Origin of the sequence: Sphingomonas rosea, from assembly GCF_039538065.1 — a bacterium.
In the GTDB taxonomy this organism is placed as follows: domain Bacteria; phylum Pseudomonadota; class Alphaproteobacteria; order Sphingomonadales; family Sphingomonadaceae; genus Sphingomicrobium; species Sphingomicrobium rosea.
In genome coordinates, this window is sequence record NZ_BAABBR010000001.1 from 1,810,249 (window position 1) to 1,825,072 (window position 14,824).

The 14,824-nt window shown below is 66.4% G+C and carries 11 protein-coding genes; 6 read left to right on the forward strand and 5 right to left on the reverse strand.

Annotated features, from left to right (window positions below; translation table 11 throughout):
* Positions 1-9: 9 nt before the first annotated feature.
* Positions 10-2,637, forward strand: a complete 2,628-nt coding sequence (locus tag ABD693_RS09065; protein WP_344696739.1) for a valine--tRNA ligase — start codon at positions 10-12, stop codon at positions 2,635-2,637.
* Positions 2,638-2,654: 17 nt separating this feature from the next.
* Positions 2,655-4,079: an MATE family efflux transporter gene (locus ABD693_RS09070; RefSeq protein ID WP_344696740.1), complete on the forward strand. Its 1,425-nt coding sequence runs from the start codon at positions 2,655-2,657 to the stop codon at positions 4,077-4,079.
* Here the strand turns inward: ABD693_RS09070 and ABD693_RS09075 are convergent.
* Positions 4,076-4,651 (reverse strand): NifU family protein, encoded by a 576-nt coding sequence (locus ABD693_RS09075; RefSeq protein WP_344696741.1) that lies wholly within the window; start codon positions 4,649-4,651, stop codon positions 4,076-4,078. The genes ABD693_RS09070 and ABD693_RS09075 overlap by 4 nt on opposite strands.
* Positions 4,652-4,763: 112 nt before the next feature.
* Between ABD693_RS09075 and ABD693_RS09080 the strand changes: the two genes are divergently transcribed.
* Complete coding sequence (locus ABD693_RS09080) at positions 4,764-4,979, forward strand: hypothetical protein (RefSeq protein ID WP_344696742.1); 216 nt, start codon at positions 4,764-4,766, stop codon at positions 4,977-4,979.
* Positions 4,980-5,028: 49 nt separating this feature from the next.
* Here the strand turns inward: ABD693_RS09080 and ABD693_RS09085 are convergent, their stop codons facing one another.
* The 3 genes from ABD693_RS09085 to ABD693_RS09095 all read right to left on the reverse strand — a co-directional run bounded on the left by ABD693_RS09085 (position 5,029) and on the right by ABD693_RS09095 (position 7,449).
* Positions 5,029-5,892, reverse strand: coding sequence for a hypothetical protein (locus tag ABD693_RS09085; protein WP_344696743.1), 864 nt, complete (start codon positions 5,890-5,892; stop codon positions 5,029-5,031).
* A 136-nt stretch (positions 5,893-6,028) separates the two neighbouring features.
* Positions 6,029-6,571, reverse strand: coding sequence for a hypothetical protein (locus ABD693_RS09090; RefSeq protein WP_344696744.1), 543 nt, complete (start codon positions 6,569-6,571; stop codon positions 6,029-6,031).
* Positions 6,571-7,449 carry an SMODS domain-containing nucleotidyltransferase gene (locus tag ABD693_RS09095; protein ID WP_344696745.1) on the reverse strand — a complete coding sequence of 293 codons (879 nt, stop codon included), beginning with the start codon at positions 7,447-7,449 and terminating at the stop codon, positions 6,571-6,573. The genes ABD693_RS09090 and ABD693_RS09095 overlap by 1 nt, the downstream gene beginning before the upstream one ends.
* A 150-nt stretch (positions 7,450-7,599) precedes the next feature.
* Here ABD693_RS09095 and ABD693_RS09100 point away from each other — a divergent pair, with 150 nt between their 5' ends.
* Positions 7,600-8,649, forward strand: a complete 1,050-nt coding sequence (locus tag ABD693_RS09100; protein WP_344696746.1) for a sterol desaturase family protein — start codon at positions 7,600-7,602, stop codon at positions 8,647-8,649.
* Here ABD693_RS09100 and uvrA read toward each other — a convergent pair.
* Complete coding sequence (gene uvrA, locus ABD693_RS09105; protein ID WP_344696747.1) at positions 8,635-11,634, reverse strand: excinuclease ABC subunit UvrA; 3,000 nt, start codon at positions 11,632-11,634, stop codon at positions 8,635-8,637. The two genes, ABD693_RS09100 and uvrA, sit on opposite strands and share 15 nt — an antisense overlap.
* 165 nt (positions 11,635-11,799) lie before the next feature.
* Between uvrA and ABD693_RS09110 the strand changes: the two genes are divergently transcribed.
* The gene (locus ABD693_RS09110) at positions 11,800-12,627 is read left to right on the forward strand and encodes an energy transducer TonB (RefSeq protein ID WP_344696748.1); all 828 of its coding nucleotides are present in this window, start codon (positions 11,800-11,802) and stop codon (positions 12,625-12,627) included.
* A gap of 123 nt (positions 12,628-12,750) precedes the next feature.
* The gene (locus ABD693_RS09115) at positions 12,751-14,793 is read left to right on the forward strand and encodes a M13 family metallopeptidase (RefSeq protein WP_344696749.1); all 2,043 of its coding nucleotides are present in this window, start codon (positions 12,751-12,753) and stop codon (positions 14,791-14,793) included.
* The last annotated feature ends 31 nt before the right edge of the window (positions 14,794-14,824 follow it).

The window sequence follows — 14,824 nt, forward strand, 5'->3', positions numbered from 1 at the left end:
CACTGCACCATGAGCACCGAACTGCCGAAGACCTTCGAGCCGGGCCCGATCGAGGCCCGCTGGTACGACCATTGGGAACACTCGGGCCAGTTTCGCCCGAGCCGCGGCGAGGCCGAGCCCTTCACCATCGTCATGCCGCCGCCCAATGTCACGGGCAGCCTCCACATCGGTCACGCGCTCGACAACACGCTGCAGGACATCCTGACCCGCCGCGCCCGCATGCAGGGCAAGGACGCGCTGTGGGTCGTGGGCACCGACCATGCCGGCATCGCCACCCAGATGGTGGTCGAGCGGCAGATGGCCGAGCGCCAGCAGAAGCGCACCGACTTCGCCCGCGACGACTTCGTCGCCAAGGTCTGGGAGTGGCGGCACGAGAGCGGCGGCCAGATCACCCGCCAGCTCCGCCGCCTCGGCGCCTCGTGCGACTGGTCGAACGAGCGCTTCACCATGGACGAGGGCTTTTCGAAAGCCGTGCTCAAGGTGTTCGTCGAGCTCCACAAGCGCGGGCGCATCTACCGCGACAAGCGCCTCGTGAACTGGGACCCCCGCTTTGGCACCGCCATCTCCGACCTCGAGGTCGAGACCAAGGAAGTCGCGGGCAAGTTCTGGACGCTGCGCTATCCGCTCGCCGACGGCAGCGGCCACATCGAGGTTGCCACCACCCGGCCCGAGACGATGCTCGCCGACATGGCGGTCGCGGTTCACCCGGAGGACGCGCGCTACACCGCGCTGGTCGGCAAGCAGATCAAGCTGCCAATCACCGGCCGCCTCATCCCCATCGTCGCCGACGAGCATGCCGATCCCGAGCTTGGGTCGGGCGCGGTCAAGGTGACCCCGGGGCACGACTTCAACGACTTCGAGGTCGGCAAGCGGGCCGGCTTCAAGGCGGGCGAGATGCTCAACATGCTCGATGCCGCTGCCTACGTTTGCCAGACGCAGGACGGGCTGGTCCCCGACGAACTCGTCGGCCGCGAGCGCTTCGATGCCCGCCGCCGCGTGGTCGAACTGCTCGACGAGGCGGGCGCGCTGGTCAAGGTCGAGGACCGCACCATCGCCACCCCGTTCGGCGACCGCTCGGGCGTGGTGATCGAGCCGTGGCTGACCGACCAATGGTATGTCGACGTCAAGCCGCTCGCCGACCGCGCGATGGAGGCGACCCGCTCGGGCGCGATCAGGATCGTCCCCGAAAGCTGGGCCAAGACCTGGTACAATTGGCTCGAGAACATCCAGCCCTGGTGCGTCTCGCGCCAGCTCTGGTGGGGCCACCGCATCCCGGCCTGGTATGACGCCGACGGCACGCCCTTCGTCGCCGAGACCGAAGCCGAGGCCCGTGCGCTTGCCGGCGACGACCGCGAGCTTGTGCAGGATCCCGACGTTCTCGACACCTGGTTCAGCTCGGCGCTGTGGCCCTTCGCCACGCTCGGCTGGCCCGAGGAGACCGCGGACCTCAAGCGCCATTATCCCAACGACGTTCTCATCTCGGGCTTCGACATCCTGTTCTTCTGGGACGCCCGCATGGCGATGCAAGGGCTGGAATTCATGGACGAGGTGCCGTGGAAGACGCTCTACCTTCACGGCCTCGTCCGCGACGCCGCCGGCCAGAAGATGAGCAAGTCCAAGGGCAACACCGTCGATCCGCTTGGGCTCATCGACAAGTACGGCGCCGACGCCTTGCGCTTCACGCTGACCGCGATGGAAAGCCAGGGCCGCGACATCAAGCTCGATGAGAAGCGCGTCGAGGGCTATCGCAACTTCGCGACCAAGCTGTGGAATGCCGCCCGCTTCCTCCAGATGAACGGGGTCGGCCCGTCGGCCTCGATCGAAGCGCCCGCCGCCACCCAGCCGGTCAATCGCTGGATCATCGGCGAGGTGGTGGGGACGCTTGGCAAGCTCGACCGCGCCTTCGACGAACTGCGCTTCGACGGCATGGCCGACGCCATCTACCACTTCACCTGGGGCAGCTTCTGCGACTGGTATGTCGAGCTCATCAAGGGCAGCTTCGACGACGAGACCCGCGCCGTTGCCGCCTGGGCGTTCGACCAGATCCTCGTCATGCTCCACCCCTTCATGCCCTTCGTCACCGAAGAGCTGTGGCACGGCATGGGCACACGTCCCTACGACCTGATCGTCGCCAAGTGGCCCGAGCCGAAAGCCTCGGTCGACCCCGCCGCCAAGGCCGAGATCGACAGCCTGATCGACGTGGTCGCGGGGGTCCGCACGCTTCGCGCCGAGCTCAACATTCCGTGGACCGCGACGCTGGTGCCGCACGTCCTCGGCGGGTCGGACGCGGCGCTGGCGCAGCTGCGCAAGGGCGAGGCGATCCTCGCGCGCATGGTCAAGATCGGCGTGCCGATTGCCGCCGATGCGCCGCCGGCGGGCTCGGCCCAGATCCTCGCGGCCGGGGCGACCATCGCCTTCCCGCTAGGCGACGCGATCGACCTCGACGCGGAGAAGGCGCGTCTAGCCAAGGCGATCGAGGCGGCGGCGAAGGAACGCGACAGCCTCGCCGCGCGTCTCGCCAATCCCGCCTTTGCCGAGCGGGCCAAGCCCGAGGCCGTCGCCAAGGCGCGGGCTGACCATGAGACCAGGTCGGCCGAGGCGGAGCGACTTTCGGCCGCCTTGGCGCGTTTGGGGTGACCGTCCAAGGAGAGTGAATGGCCGACGCCGATCCCAAGCCCCCAAGCGCCCAGAGCCCGAACCGACGTGACCTGACGCAGGGGCCGATCGCCCGGACCCTGCTGGCCTTCGCGCTGCCGACCTTGGGGTCGTCGATCATCCAGTCGCTCAACGGCTCGATCAACGCCGCCTGGGTCGGGCGGCTGATCGGCGAGGACGCGCTCGCCGCGACCGCCAACGCGAACATGACGGTGTTCGTGCTGACCGCCTTCACCTTCGGCTTCTCGATGGCGAGCTCGATCCTCATCGGGCAGGCGTTCGGCCGCCGCGACATCGACAGCGCCCGCCGCGCCTTCGGCAATGCCGCTGGCTTCTTCGCGCTGCTCGGGACGCTGGTCGCGATCGGCGGCTGGTTCCTGTCGCCGCATATCCTGGGGATGCTCGGAACGCCGCCAGAAGCGGTGCCGCTTGCCGACGACTATCTGCGGGTCATCTTCCTCGGCATGCCGCCGACGATCCTGCTCGTCATGTCGATGATGGCGCTGCGCGGGTCGGGGGACAGCCTGACGCCGCTCTGGTTCATGATCCTCGCGGTGATCCTCGACAGCGGTTTGAACCCCCTGCTGATCGCGGGGATCGGGCCGTTCCCGCAGATGGGGATCGCCGGCTCGGCCACCGCCACCGTCATCGCCAACTGGGTCGCGCTCGGTGGGCTCGTCACCTACATCTACGCCAAGGACCTCGTCCTCCGCCTGCGGGGGCCGGAGCTCGCCTACCTCAACCCGTTCGGGCCGACGCTCCGGTCGATCATCGTCAAGGGCTTCCCGATGGGGCTCCAGATGATCGTCATCTCGGTGTCGAGCCTGATGCTGGTGTTCCTCGTCAACCGCCAAGGGGTCCACACCACCGCGGCCTATGGCGTCACCATGCAGCTGTGGACCTATATCCAGATGCCCGCGATGGCGTTCGGCGCGGCGGTGAGCGCCATGACGGCGCAGAACATCGGGGCGGGGCGCTGGGACCGGGTGGCCGAGATCACCAGGACCGCGATCGTCCAGACGCTCGTCATCACCGCCAGCCTGATCGGGCTGTTCCTCCTGTTCGAGAAGCCGGCGCTCGGCCTGTTCCTCGGGATGGACAGCCCGGCGCTGCCGATCGCGATGCACATCCAGTGGATCGCGACCTGGAGCTTCCTCCTGTTCGGCGTCACCCTGGTGCTGTTCGGCACCGTCCGGGCCAATGGCGCGGTGGTGGGGCCGCTGGTGATCCTCGCGATCGGGCTGCTGCCGGTGCGGCTGGGGGTGGCCTGGGCGGGCGAGCCGCTGATCGGGCCCGACGCCCTGTGGTGGAGCTTCCCCGCCTCGACGCTCGTCAACCTCGCGCTCGCCACGGCCTATTACAAGTCGGGCCACTGGCGGCAGGCCAAGATGGGGGCGGGGCGGGTCGCGCCCGCGGCGGTCTAGACCGCCTCGACCGTCTCGACCTCCGGGACGTAGTGGCGAATGAGGTTCTCGACCCCGCGCTTCAGGGTCACCGCCGAGGACGGGCAGCCGGCGCAGGCGCCCTGCATCGCGAGGAAGAGCGTGCCCTCCTTGTAGCCGCGATAGACGATGTCGCCGCCGTCCTGCGCGACCGCCGGGCGGACCCGGGTCTCGAGCAGTTCCTTGATCTGCTCGACGATCTCGGCGTCGGCGGGGTCCTCGTCGAAGCTGGGCGTGTCGTCGGGCGCGACGTGGAAGCCGGCGCTTCCGGCCACGAACAGCGGGGCGCCGCCGACGAAATGGTCGAGCAGGATCTGGATCACGTCGATCTCGAGCCCCGCCCAGTCGACGTCGGGCGCGGCGGTCACCGAGACGAAGTCGCTGCCGAAGAAGACGCCCTCGACGTCGCCGGTCGCGAAGAGCGCGGCGGCGAGGGGGCTCGCCTCGGCCGAGGCAGCGTCGGGAAAGTCGCGGCTGCCCGCTTCCATCACGGTCCGGCCGGGAAGGAACTTGCGGGTCGAGGGATTGGGCGTGCGCTCGGTCTGGATCAGCATGGGGCTCATTTGTGGTCCCCGGCCGACCGACGCAACCCCGGGGACATGATCCACAGCTTTTTCGCCGCGTCGATGTTCCCGTTCCGTTCTCCCATGCGTATAATCAGCACCCATGTCCGCCAAGCATATCCGCAACACCGGTGACCTCATGCGCTTTCGCGCCAGCATCCGGATCGACTGCCCCCATTGCGCCGCCGCCCGGACGATGAGCGGGCTCGAGACGGTGCGGGCGATGGGGGTGACGAGCTTCGAGGAGGCCGAGGCCCGGCTCCGCTGCGCGCGCTGCGGGGGCAAGGGGGCGCGGGTGTCGGTGCTCCCGCCGGTCTAGGGAGAAAGCTGAACAAGGTCTCGAATGTCCTAGGGTCCGCGAGTCGAAATCACGCGGCGCCGGCACCGCCATGGGGCAGGGGCCATTCGGGCGGGCGCGGCGAGGGCAGCGCGGGCGGCTCCGGCGTTTCGGCCCCGGCATCGAGCGCGCGCTCGCGCTTCCACCGCTCGAGCTCGTCGATCGGCGCATAGTTCAACGGATCGCGCACGCGCAGCAGGTAGATGCCGAGCGCATCGTGGTGGACGGTGCGGGTCCCGACCAGCTCGCCGCCGTGGAAGACGGGGACCTGGTGGCCGTGGATGGCGCGGTCGAACAGGGTGTCGGCGAGGATCGCGGTATGGTGGCGCAGCGCGTTGGCGAAGGCGGCGGCGAAGGCCGGCGCGCGCGGCAGCAGCCGGTAGACGGCGCGGCGCGACATGTCGGCGGCGCGTGCCGCGGCGATGATGCTGCCCTGCTCCTCCAGCCGTTCGAGGAACAGCACGCGGCGCGCGGCGGTCCAGCCGTCGACGCGGGTGTTGGGCGGGACCTCGGCGATGACGGCGGCGTAATCGTCCTTGCTGTAGAGGTCGACGATCTGGTCGTCGGGATCGGGCCGGCTGTCCTGCGCGGCAAGGACGGCGCGGGCGTCGGCGGCGCGGGTCTCGCGCGCGGCCTTGGCGGCGGCCTCGGCGAGGAAGACGTCGCGCTCGGCGGCTTCCTGCGCCTTCAGCCGCGCGTTGAACGCGAGGTTCGCCTCGCGCTCGGCGGCGCGGGTCTCGGGATCGTCGGGGACGGGGATGGGCTTGTCGTCGGGGCGGCGTTCGGCGTGCGAGACGTGCCAGCACCAGTCATAGTCGAAGCGGTAAGTCCGGCCATCGGGCCCGGTCGCGGTGTCGCCGGGTTCGGCGTCGAGCGGAAAGGGGAAGGGCTTCATCCGCTAGGATAGAACAGGCGAAATCCTACTAGGCAAGGGGTCGCTTTCTGAATGTAAGACCGCGAGCGAAAGGACGCTCGTGCTTCAAGTCTGAAGGTTGCTCACGACTCGGCAAAAGCGGTCAACGTATGCCATCTCAAGATGCCTGCGAGCTCGGCTCGCTTGCCGGTGCGTCTTTTTCATCTACTGCAAAAGTGTAGTCACCATCTTTGATCTTCTTTTGTGCAATCTTAAAGCACCACTCCGGTGCAGTCGGAGCACCACTTCGGACGGCTTCTTTCCGATCTATGACTTGCTCGAAGGCACTACGGAATTCTTCGTAAGAGGATAATGAGTCCACATTCGCGAGAAGACGAAAGCGATCACGTAAGCTTGTAAAATCTCCTGCTGCACGACCAATGTCCTTGACGTGCATTCCAAGATCAAAGTTCGAATATATGGCGGGGAAAAAACCTGCTAAAAGTCCGCTAGCCAGCCCAAGTAGCTTTCCGCGATCCTCTCCAAAAACGCCAATTATCTGTGACCCTGCGATTGATCCAAAAACAATCGGAGCAATTATAAAAACAGCGCGCCAAAAGCGCGAACGCTTCTGCCAAATATAAAGGCTGGCTGCAGTAAACTTGCAGGACTCCTCTTGCCGTTTGCACTCATCGATTAGTGCAGAAGTGGTCTTATCCATCATACAAACCTAGGAATGTCAGTACCAAAAATCATTTGCCACTGTTCACCGGCTAGTCCGATTTCGGCGTTCGCTTCATGGGCACACGCCTTCTGGGCTCGATTTAAAGCCGATTGGGCCTTGCTGCTCCACATTGAACCGAGCGACATCGTTTCTGCGGTACCGGGAGCGTAAACGTAGCCATTCTGACGTCCCATGATATATGCAAAGAAGTCTCGACACATATAATCATAGTAAACTTCTGAATTACCCCGATTTCCCCATGTCGCAATGAATTCGATTGCAAGAAGTTCTATATGGAAAGATCGTAGAGGTACTCCGCAGAAGCTCTGCCATCGCTTCATCATTCGTACAAGATCACGGGTGTTGTTACGAGAGAGAGCATTGCTAGCCGTCATGGCGACATTCTGAGCTTCGTATGCCTCGTGTTTATACCATCCTCCGAGAGAGGTCATGCAGACGAAGTGTCCACCGCCCAATCGCTGGAAAGATGGAATAAGCTCTACATCGTAGCTGGCGAATGAGACGAGCACGATTGGACCATCGCCTTTAATCGCGGTCCTCGTAAACGAATTGGCGAGGACAGTCTTGACCTCCTGAAGCAACTGCGATTGTTTGTTACCTGACCGCTGCTCGAACCTCGCATGTATACTTGCAGGAAGCTCGAAGAGCACATCAACATCTCGGGGTGGACGGATACGCGTCTTTTTGGCCCACGAGCCGACGAAACGGGAATTGGAAGTTCCGCTGCTTGAACCCCAATAATGGATGTTGAGAGCTCTAACGACACTTTCTCTCTTAGACGCTCCGTCGCTTTTTTGAGCGTCGGTAAGTTTAAGGTTGTTGAGAAACGTCGAGAACCGTTTACTAACGCTCATGAAAAGTCCTAGGCCTGCAAAACTTCGCTGGTTGTGAGCTTAACCGCTGCGATCCGGTCGTCCAGTGGCAAAAATTGTCGTTCGGCAATCGTTTACTCGACTGAGATTTCCTAACCCCATCTTCACCTTCCCGCTCTAGCCTCTCCGGCGATGCCCTCGCTCGCCGCCTTCACCGACCTGCTCCGCGCCTGGACGCTGCCGTTCGTGGCGTGGGGGTCGCAGTTTGCTTGGTGGACCTATGTCGGGGCGGCCGGACTGGCGGCGGGGCTCTTGTGGCGGCGGCGGGGGCGGGTGGGGTCCCCAAGGGCCGTGCTGCGCTATCTGTTGCCGGCGCGGCTGGTCGGGCATCGCTCGACGCGGCTCGACGTGAAGCTCTTGGTGGTGGCGCTGGTCGTGGGGACGCTCCAGGAGCCGTGGGTCGCGGGGGCGGTGTCCTTCGTGCGGGACGCGGTGGCGCGGGGGGAGGGGCTGGTCTTCGGTGCCTCGACCGCGCTTGGGCCGAACGGGGCCGCAAGTCCCTGGGTGACGGGGCTGTCGGTGCTGGCGACCTTTCTGGCGATCGAGCTCGGCTACTGGCTGGCGCACCTAGCGATGCACCGGGTGCCGGCGCTGTGGGAGTTCCACAAGGTCCATCATAGCGCCGAAGTGCTGACGCCGCTGACCGAATGGCGGCAGCATCCGCTCGAATGGGCGCTGTTCCCGGTGGTGATCGGGGCGGTCGTGGCGGCGGTGCAGGGGGCGCTGGTGACGGCGTTCGGCGCCGCGGCGGTGACCGCGGCGGGGGGCGCGAACCTCATTCTGGTGGGCTTCATGGTGAGCGTGCTGCACCTGCGGCACAGCGAGCTGCCGTTCGCGGCGACCGGCTGGCTCGGGCGGCTCGTCCAGTCGCCGGCGCACCACCAGATCCACCATTCGGTCGATCCGGCGCACTATGACCGCAACCTCGGCTTCTGCCTGTCGCTGTGGGACTGGGCGTTCGGGACTTTGGTCGTGCCGGAGAAGGGCGCGCGCTACCGGTTCGGGCTGGGCGAGGAGGACAGGGCGCTGGAGACGGTGGGCGGGAGCCTGGTGGCGCCGTTCTGGCGGGCCCTGGGGATGCGTCCTTCGACTGCGCTCAGGACGAACGAGGGAGGGGCAAGCCCTCCCCCGGCCCCTCCCGCAAGCGGGAGGGGAGAAGAGGGGGCGTTACTCGGCGGCTAGTTCGACCACCTTCTTGCGGGTGCGGCGCCTGGGGGCCTCGGGCTCGTCGGCGGCGACGGGGACGGCGCGTTCGAGGAGGGGCTTCAGATAATGGCCGGTGAAGCTGCGGGGCTCCTGCACCACCTGCTCGGGGGTGCCGACCGCGACGATCTCGCCGCCCTTGACCCCGCCTTCGGGGCCGAGGTCGATGATCCAGTCGGCGGTCTTGATGACGTCGAGATTGTGCTCGATCACCACCACGGTGTTGCCCTGCTCGACGAGCGCGTGGAGCACCTCGAGGAGCTTGCGGACGTCCTCGAAGTGGAGGCCGGTGGTCGGCTCGTCGAGGATGTAGAGGGTGTTGCCGGTCGCGCGGCGGGCGAGTTCCTTGGCGAGCTTGACGCGCTGCGCCTCGCCGCCCGAGAGCGTGGTCGCCTGCTGGCCGACCTTGATGTAGCCGAGGCCGACCTCGGCCAGCATCGCCATCTTGTCGCGGATGCCGGGGACCGCCTTGAAGAACTCGACCGCGTCCTCGACCGTCATGTCGAGCACGTCGGCGATGCTCTTGCCCTTGAACTTCACCTCGAGCGTCTCGCGATTGTAGCGCTGCCCGTGGCAGACGTCGCAGGTGACGTAGACGTCGGGGAGGAAGTGCATCTCGATCTTGAGGAGGCCGTCACCGGTGCAGGCCTCGCAGCGGCCGCCCTTGACGTTGAACGAGAAGCGCCCGGGCTTGTAGCCGCGCTCCTGGCTTTCGGGGAGGCCGGCGAACCAATCGCGGATCTGGGTGAACGCGCCGGTGTAGGTGGCCGGGTTGGAGCGCGGGGTGCGGCCGATCGGCGACTGGTCGATGTCGATGACCTTGTCGAGCTGTTCGAGGCCGGTGACCTTGTCGTGCTTGCCCGCGAGGATCCGGGCACCGTTCAGCGAGCGCGCGGCGCTGGCGTAGAGCGTGTCGATGGTGAAGCTCGACTTGCCCGAGCCCGAGACGCCCGTGATGCAGGTGAAGGTGCCGAGCGGGACCGAGGCGGTGACTCCGCGCAGGTTGTTCTCGCGCGCATTGTGGACGGTGAGCTTCTTGCCCGACCCCTTGCGGCGTTTGGCCGGCAGCGGGATGGCGCGGCGACCCGAAAGATAGTCGGCGGTGAGGCTGCCCTCCTGTTCGAGGAGGCCGGAAAGCTCGCCCGAATAGAGGACCTCGCCGCCGTGGAGGCCCGCGCCCGGCCCCATGTCGATGACATGGTCGGCGGCGCGGATCGCATCCTCGTCATGCTCGACGACGAGCACGGTGTTGCCGAGCGACTTCAGCCGCTGGAGGGTCTCGAGGAGGCGGTCATTGTCCTTCTGGTGAAGGCCGATCGAGGGCTCGTCGAGGACGTAGAGGACGCCCGAGAGGCCGCTGCCGATCTGAGAGGCCAGGCGGATGCGCTGGCTTTCGCCGCCCGACAGCGTGCCGCTGGTGCGGTCGAGGTGAAGATAGTCGAGCCCGACATTGTGGAGGAAGCCGAGGCGCTCGTTGATCTCCTTGAGGATCGCGCGGGCGATCTCCTGGTGCTGCGGGGTGAGCTTGGGCTCGAGGCTGCCGAACCAGGCGAAGGCATCGGCGACCGAGCGCCGGACGGCGATGGAAATGTCCTCGCCGGCGATCTTGACCGCCAGCGCCTCGGGCTTGAGGCGCGCGCCATGGCAGGTCTCGCACGGATGCGCGGCCTGGTAGCGTGACAATTCCTCCTTCATCCACGCGCTCTCGGTCTGGGCGAGGCGGCGGTTCAAGTTGCCGATGACGCCCTCGAACGCCTTCTTGACCTCGTAGCTCTTGCGGCCGTCGACGAAGCGCAGGGTGATGGCCTTGCCGCCGGTGCCGTGGAGGATGGCGTGCTGGTGCTCGGGCGCGAGGTCCTTCCACGGAGTGGAAAGCTCGAAGCCGTAATGCCGCGCGAGGCTCGAGAGGACCTGCATGTAGTAGGGCGAGGGGGGCTGCGACTTGGCCCAGGGCACGACCGCGCCCTTGGCGAGGGTCAGGTCGTGGTTGGGGACGACGAGGTCCTCATCGAACTCCATCCGCTCGCCAAGGCCGTCGCAGGCGGGGCAGGCGCCTTGCGGCGCGTTGAACGAGAAGAGGCGCGGCTCGATCTCGGCGATGGTGAAGCCCGAGACGGGGCAGGCGAACTTTTCCGAAAAGGTGATGCGGCCCGGGGGCGCGTTGGTCGCGAGGACCGCGCGGTCGGCGGCCTTGTGGAGGACTTCGGCGACGCCGGTGTTCTCGGCGCCCGCGGGGTCGGCGGGCGGGTCGGCGGGGTCGAGGTAGGCGAGGCCCTCGGCGAGCTTGAGCGCGGTCTCGAAGCTGTCGGCGAGGCGGGTCTGGAGGCCGTCGCGAACGACGATGCGGTCGACCACGACCTCGATGTCATGCTTGTACTTCTTGTCGAGGGCGGGGGCTTCGTCGATCTCGTAGAAGGTGCCGTCGATGCGGACACGGGTGAAGCCGGCCTTCTGCCACTCGAGCATCTCCTTGCGATACTCGCCCTTGCGGCCGCGCACGACGGGGGCGAGGAGATAGTGGCGGCTGCCTTCGGGCAGGGCCATGACTCGGTCGACCATCTGGCTGACCTGCTGCGCCTGGATCGGGAGCCCGGTGGCGGGCGAGTAAGGGATTCCGACCCGCGCCCAGAGCAGGCGCATGTAGTCGTAGATCTCGGTCACGGTGGCGACGGTCGAGCGCGGGTTGCGGCTGGTGGTCTTCTGCTCGATCGAGATGGCGGGCGAGAGGCCGTCGATATGCTCGACATCGGGCTTCTGCATCATCTCGAGGAACTGGCGGGCATAGGCCGAAAGCGATTCGACGTAGCGGCGCTGGCCTTCGGCATAGATGGTGTCGAAGGCGAGGCTCGACTTGCCCGATCCCGAGAGGCCGGTGATCACCGTCAGCTGGTCGCGGGGAATCGCGACGTCCACGCCCTTGAGGTTATGTTCGCGCGCGCCCTTGACGGTGATGTGAGTCAGCATGGAGGGATTTTGTTCCGTTTTCGTTCTTGAAGCAAGCGGCCAGCGCTGGGTTGGTCAGATGGGTAGCGACCCGTTGAAACTCAAGGCGAAGGCCGGGTTGATGGAAGCGGCGCGGCAGGGCAAGCTGGCGACGGCCGAGTGCGGCCGGGTCGAGGGGGAGTTGTCATGCGTCTGTTGTTGGCTCCGTGCGTCGTGGCGGCGATCCTGTCCGGTCCCGCCTTCTCCCAGGGAGCGCCCAAGGAAGCGGTTCCGACCAGCGCGTGGACGGTCGACTTCGCCGGCGAACGCTGCGTCGCGCTCAGGCAATATGCGACGCCCGCGGGACCGGTGGTGCTCGCCCTCGAGCCTTCGCCCGACAGGGACGGGATGCGGATCATCTTCCGGGTGCCGGCGCGGAAGGACGAACCGTACGGCAGCACGTCGGGCAGGCTGTCGATCAACGGCGTCGAGCAGAAGTGGGGCTATGTCATGATCTGGCCGGCCGCCAAGGACGGGCTCCTGATCTACAGCGGAAGCCGGGGAGACGATCGCGAACCCGCAATGCCGCTCCCCCAGCTCAAGTCGCTCTCGCTGGCGACGGCGCGGCTGTCGGTGACCTTGCCGGTCAGCGGCGCCGACAAGGTCGCCGCGGTGCTCGACGAGTGCACGCGCGACCTCCTCAAGAGCTGGGGCTTTGCCCTCGCCGAGCAGGACCGGCTCGCGACCTGGCCGAAGCATCGCAATGCCCAGACCATGCTGACCTATGTCGATTATCCGCCCGAATCGATGATGCGGGGCGAGCAGGGCGAAGTGCGTGTGCGCGGCGTCGTGGGGGCGAACGGCAAGCTCAAGGACTGCAAGGTGCGTTACAGCAGCGGCTATCCCCGGCTCGATGCCGTCACCTGCGACCTGCTGCGCAAGCGCGGGAAGTTCGAGCCGGCGCGGGACAAGGCGGGCCAGCCGATGGACGCGCCGACCTTCACCAGCGTGCGCTGGGTCATGCCGACCGTCTGAGCGACGTTCCTCCGTAGGTCCGTCGATGCCCGCAAGTCGTTCGTCGATCAGGCTTGGCGCGGGCGTGGGGGCGCGTCAGTCTCCGGCTCGACTCATGTTTTTCCGGTTTTTGGGGGATTTTTAATGACCAATCGTCTTGCACGCGCTGCGCTGCTTCTGTCGGGGGCTGCGCTCATTGCGCCCGCCGCCATCGCCCAGATGCAGGCGCCCGCGCCGGTCGTCGCCGCGCCGCCGGTGCCGGTGACCTTCGGCAAGTGGGGCGTCGATCTTGGCGCGCGCGACCTGTCGGTGAAGCCGGGCGACGATTTCGAGGCCTATGCCTCGGGCAAGTGGCTCGCCTCGAACGACATCCCCTCGGACAAGCCGGGCAATGGCGTCGGCACCGAGCTCAACGACCGCAACCAGGAGCAGCTGCGCGCGATCGTGATGAGCGCGCCGGCTAACAGCCAGATCGGCGCGCTGTACCGGAGCTACATGAACGAGCCGCTGCTCGAGCAGCTCGACGCCAAGCCGCTGATGGCCGACCTCGCGCGGGTCGACGCGATCGCGAGCAAGGACGAGATGCTCAAGTTCATGGCCGAGAGCCAGTGGAGCTTCGGCGGATCGCTGTTCGGGGTGCAGATCATCCCCGACCTCGCCAATCCGACGATGAACAGCCTGGCGGTGGGCTCGGGCGGGCTCGGCCTGCCCGACCGCGATTACTATCTCTCCGACAAGTACAAGCCGCAGCTCGCCGCCTATCGCGCTTATGTCGAGCGGACTCTGGCGCTGACCGGCACGCCGGATGCGGCAGCCAAGGCCGACGAGATCCTCGCCTTCGAGACCGAGCTGGCCAAGGCGAGCTGGGCGCGGACCGACCTTCGCGACATCAACAAGATCAACAATCCGATGACCCCGGCGAGCCTCGCGACCTATGCGCCGGGCGTCGACTGGAACCGCTACCTGACGCTGTCGGGCGTCGCGGCGAGCCCCAAGGTGCTGGTCAGCGACAATACGGCGATCAAGGCCAAGTCGGCGCTGTTCGCGGCGACCCCGCTCGACACCCTGAAGACGTGGCAGCGCTACAAGGTGACCGCGCAGGCCTCGCCCTATCTGTCGAAGCGCTTCGTCGACAGCCAGTTCGAATTCGCCAAGGCGCTGACGGGCGTGGCGGTGCAGCGGCCGCGCTGGCGCCGCGGGATCGGGCAGGTCGACAGCCGCCTCGGCGAGCTGGTCGGCAAGACCTATGTCGAGCGCTATTTCCCGGCCGAGGCCAAGACCAAGATGGAAAGCCTCGTCGCCAACCTGAAGCTGGCGGCGGCCGAGCGGATCCGCGGCAACAGCTGGATGGAGCAGCCGACCAAGGAAGCGGCGCTGCGCAAGCTTTCCAAGATGGACGTGATGGTCGGCTATCCGGACAAGTTCCGCGACTATTCGGCGCTGAGCATGTCGGCCGACGACCTCTACGGCAACGTCAAGCGCTCGAGCCAGTTCGAGTGGAACTACCGCCTCGCCGACCTCGGCCAGCCGGTCGACCGCAAGAAGTGGGCGATGAGCCCGGCGACGGTGAATGCCTATAATGGCGGGCTCGAGAACAAGATCGTGTTCCCGGCGGGCATCCTGCAGCCGCCCTATTTCGATCCGCGCGCCGACGCCGCGGTCAACTACGGCGCGGCGGGCGCGATCATCGGCCACGAGATCATGCACGGCTTCGACGACCAGGGCCGCAAGATCGACGAGAATGGCGCGGTGCGCGACTGGTGGACGCCCAAGGACGCCGAGAATTTCAAGGCGCTGACCGCCTCGCTCGGCAAGCAGTACAGCAGCTACGAGGCGGCGCCGGGCGTGTTCATCAACGGCGACTTCACCATGGGCGAGAATATCGGCGACATGAGCGGGCTCGAGGTCGCGCACCTCGCTTACATGAAGAGCCTAAACGGCAAGAAGGCGCCGGTGATCGACGGGCTGACCGGCGACCAGCGCTTCTTCCTCGCCTTCGCCCAGGCTTGGCGCGGCAAGGCGCGGCCCGAGGCGATCAAGACGCAGGTCGCGAGCGATCCGCACAGCCCGCAGCGCTTCCGCGTGATCGGGCCGCTCCGCAACCTCGATGCCTGGTATGCGGCGTTCAAGGTCGGGCCCGACAGCAAATATTACATCGCGCCCAAGGACCGGGTCCGGATCTGGTAAGCGCGGTCGTTTAATCGATTTTCAAGTGATC

Coding starts and splice junctions, on each gene's coding strand:
- ABD693_RS09095 (WP_344696745.1), bottom strand. CDS start 7,449: ATGAGCGTTAGTAAACGGTTCTCGACGTTTCTCAACAACCTTAAACTT.
- ABD693_RS09080 (WP_344696742.1), top strand. CDS start 4,764: ATGTCCGCCAAGCATATCCGCAACACCGGTGACCTCATGCGCTTTCGC.
- ABD693_RS09090 (WP_344696744.1), bottom strand. CDS start 6,571: ATGGATAAGACCACTTCTGCACTAATCGATGAGTGCAAACGGCAAGAG.
- ABD693_RS09115 (WP_344696749.1), top strand. CDS start 12,751: ATGACCAATCGTCTTGCACGCGCTGCGCTGCTTCTGTCGGGGGCTGCG.
- ABD693_RS09100 (WP_344696746.1), top strand. CDS start 7,600: ATGCCCTCGCTCGCCGCCTTCACCGACCTGCTCCGCGCCTGGACGCTG.
- ABD693_RS09085 (WP_344696743.1), bottom strand. CDS start 5,892: ATGAAGCCCTTCCCCTTTCCGCTCGACGCCGAACCCGGCGACACCGCG.
- uvrA (WP_344696747.1), bottom strand. CDS start 11,634: ATGCTGACTCACATCACCGTCAAGGGCGCGCGCGAACATAACCTCAAG.
- ABD693_RS09070 (WP_344696740.1), top strand. CDS start 2,655: ATGGCCGACGCCGATCCCAAGCCCCCAAGCGCCCAGAGCCCGAACCGA.
- ABD693_RS09110 (WP_344696748.1), top strand. CDS start 11,800: ATGCGTCTGTTGTTGGCTCCGTGCGTCGTGGCGGCGATCCTGTCCGGT.
- ABD693_RS09065 (WP_344696739.1), top strand. CDS start 10: ATGAGCACCGAACTGCCGAAGACCTTCGAGCCGGGCCCGATCGAGGCC.
- ABD693_RS09075 (WP_344696741.1), bottom strand. CDS start 4,651: ATGCTGATCCAGACCGAGCGCACGCCCAATCCCTCGACCCGCAAGTTC.